The organism is Collinsella aerofaciens (assembly GCF_028206995.1).
GTDB lineage: Bacteria > Actinomycetota > Coriobacteriia > Coriobacteriales > Coriobacteriaceae > Collinsella > Collinsella aerofaciens_AQ.
In genome coordinates this window covers 1-3,066 of record NZ_JAQLFL010000025.1, presented here as the reverse complement: position 1 = coordinate 3,066, position 3,066 = coordinate 1, and the positions used below count along the sequence as shown (strand labels likewise).

Annotated in this window: 3 protein-coding genes; all 3 read left to right on the top strand. The window is 59.6% G+C overall.

Features of this window, described 5'->3' with window-relative positions; all coding sequences use genetic code 11:
* A partial coding sequence (locus PMX60_RS10115; protein WP_271747816.1) for a hypothetical protein occupies window positions 1–597 on the top strand: 597 nt, incomplete at its 5' end.
* Between the two features lie 239 nt (window positions 598–836).
* Window positions 837–1,808, top strand: a complete 972-nt coding sequence (locus PMX60_RS10110; protein WP_271747815.1) for a hypothetical protein — start codon at window positions 837–839, stop codon at window positions 1,806–1,808.
* 602 nt (window positions 1,809–2,410) lie between these two features.
* On the top strand, window positions 2,411–3,066 hold a 656-nt coding region (locus PMX60_RS10105), incomplete at its 3' end, for a plasmid recombination protein (protein ID WP_271747814.1).

Below are 3,066 nucleotides of genomic sequence, written 5' to 3'. Positions count from 1 at the left end.
GAGACGCGGGCGCAGAGGGTCTATACGAGCCGTACAAAGGACATCGACAAGGTGCGCGGCGCGGTCGATAGGGCGGTCGTGCAACCTGCGGAGGACGAAGCGGCGCGAATCGTCGCGGACGCGCAGGGACGCGCCGACGCGCTCGTGCGCGATGCCGAGACGCGCAGGGACGAGCTGGTGGCTCAGGTCGCCGATGGCGAGCGCAGGCTCTCGGACGTGCGGATGCAGGTCGACGAGGAGACCGACAGATTGGAGTGCCTTCGGCAAAGAGTGGACGGGGTTGCGCGAGACGTTGCGGAACTGGAACCCATCGCTGCCGATGTTCGCAGGTTCGAGGGTGCGGGACGCGCTGAACGCGGCGCAATCCTCGATTCAATCGCTGCTCGATGCGCAGGAGCGGCGAGAGCAGCTAGAGCGGCAATTGAGGAGCTTGGAGACCGAATCTGGGCGCTGATGCGTCCCAAAAAGGCGCAACGCACCGAGCGCAGCTTGGATGATGTGATGAGGGAAGCCACGGAAGTCGCGCGTGCGACGAAAGCGTTGAGCCGTAACGATGTTGCGCCGACGAACAGTAGGCAGCGCGGGCAGGCTCGGTGAAACGTAAACTATAGTTTACGTTTTTGGAGTCCATGATTGTGGACTCGAAAGCGCAGGTAGATGCGCAAAATAAAAGGGCACCGCGCGATGCGATGCCCTATAATGTTTGTTGCTGGTTCTGGTTGCAGCCACAACCAGCTTAATGGAAACGGAAGGTGTAGTTCCGTCCCGTACATGACTATTCTAGCAAGACCGCGAGGTCAGGGCTATAGATAGTCGTAAAAACGGAGCCACCTTCCATGATTTTGGAGGTGGCTTTTTTCATGGGAATGAATGAAAACGAGGGCAGTTCTGCATACCCGCCGAACCCGGATGTGAAATCCGGCTCTTGTCTAATAGCCGGATTTCAACCACTTACGGTGGTTCACCCCTCTTACTGGAATGCATACAAGACCGAATCTGGGGCAACGTTCTCAATCGATATGGTTCGCCTGAAGCTGTCGTTCATCAACGGCAAGGGCGAGTGTTTGAGCACGCACGCCCAGACCTTCGACTGCGACAGCATGAGCGCGTGGACGAGCAAAATTCGACCCGGCGGCTGGTACGAGCTTTGGAGCTTCGACCTCGGCGACAGCTCGGTCGCGCTCGGCATCGGCTTCATGGAGCCGAGCTGCAAGGTGAACATGAATCGCGGGTTCATCGAGTTCAACCCGAACAAGGTTGCCGGGGACAAGCGGTTCTGGCGGCTGCTGGAAAAGCTCGCGCCGTGCGTCTCGCACGGCCGCTTGAAGAGGTTCGACCTCGCCTATGATTTGCCGACGAGCCGTCTGGACTGCCGCCTTAGCAAGGACAGGCGGATGTACAAGTCGGTCATCAGCAACGGAATCACGGAATACCTCGGGGTCAAGAACACCCCCGGATACGTGAAGGTCTACGACAAGGCGGCCGAGATGAACCTGTCGGGTGTGCTGACGCGCATCGAGCTGACGTGTGACGGAGAGTGGGACGCTGGGCAGGTTGTCGCGCACTGGCCGCAGGTTCACGCATGGCACAGCGATGAGAACACGCGCGACTGGGTGCGCGTGGTAGGAATCATGCTCGCCGAAAAGGCCGAGCGCGGCGAGGAAGTCGAGACGCTCATCAATATGCTCGGCTGGCGTTCACGACCGAAGGTGCGCGAGTATCTGCGCACGCCGATGGTGGAGCTGCCCGCCGACTGCGCCGCCGCAGCCGTAGCCGAAGCGCGAAGCTGGTGCGCTCGGTTCGAGTAGGCGGGTCAATGGAGCAGGCGGTGACTACGGGGGCGGAGTAGTTCCGCATAGCGGATCTACGTAGCCCTCGTTCACCGGCTGCGGAATTGACGCGACGGCCAACCGAATAGACCAGACTTGATTAAGGGTCGATGGACGCACTGCGCCATCGACCCTTTCCTTGCCCGTGTCTCGACTGGATGAGACCTGCAGAATCGGGCGGCTCATTATTTTTCGCTAACTACGTCCGAAAAATAATGTGACAAATGACAAATGACAAATGATCACAGGGTGGGGTGGTTTGGAGGGGTGAAACCCCTCCATCTCGGCGCAGCCGAGTGGGCAAGGAAGCCCATCAAATCGGGGCACGTATATATTCGGCTACTACGACCGAATATATACATGACGTGTGACGTGTGACGAACAGCCGCGACAAGGGGGAGTTTGAGGGGGCTTGCCCCCTCATGCGAGCGCCGCCGCGAGCTGTCCGAGAACCGTGCCGCCGCGGTCTCGGAGGGGTGCAGGGGTGTCCCCTGCCACGTCCTTAGCGTAGCTAAGGTCTAACGTGCTATACCTTATACTAAGGACTGAACGCATCTTCAACAGTCACAGGGGGTTTACGCGTGGCGCATATCGCGAAATACAAGGCATCGGCGGTCGGCAAGCTCTGCGCCCACTACAACCGCTGGCAAGGCATCGACAACCCGAACGTGAGCCGCGAGAACATCGACAAGAGCCGCACACATCTCAACTACACCCTGGGTGTGTATGAGAAGGACGGGAAGCGGTTCATCGGCAAGGTTCGGGGTTCGGCTTCGTGGGCAACCGTCAAGGGGCGCATAGACGCCGTGAACGCGCGCGCCAAGGCCGAGGGGAATCGTGCCACGCGCAAAGACGCAGTGGTGATGGCTGACATGGTCGTGACGTTGCCGCCGAACGTGCCGCCAGAAGACGCGTACAAGTTCTTTTGGAATAGCTACCAGTACATCGCCGACCGCGTGGGGTGCGGAAACCTCATGGGCGGCTACGTGCACATGGACGAGACCACGCCGCACATGCACGTACCGTTCACGCCGATTCTTGACGGGCGGTTCAACTACAAGAAGATGTGTGATCGCAAGTTCTATCAGACCTTCCACAAGGGCTTAGGAGACCGCCTTGAGCAGAAGATGGGCTACCGCCCAGAAGTGGAGCTGAGCGAGGAGACGCGGGCGCAGAGGGTCTATACGAGCCGTACAAAGGACATCGACAAGGTGCGCGGCGCGGTCGATAGGGCGGT

Bases quoted from the DNA above. Each gene is read 5' to 3' on its own strand.
- PMX60_RS10110 (WP_271747815.1), top strand. From the start codon at position 837: ATGATTTTGGAGGTGGCTTTTTTCATGGGAATGAATGAAAACGAGGGC.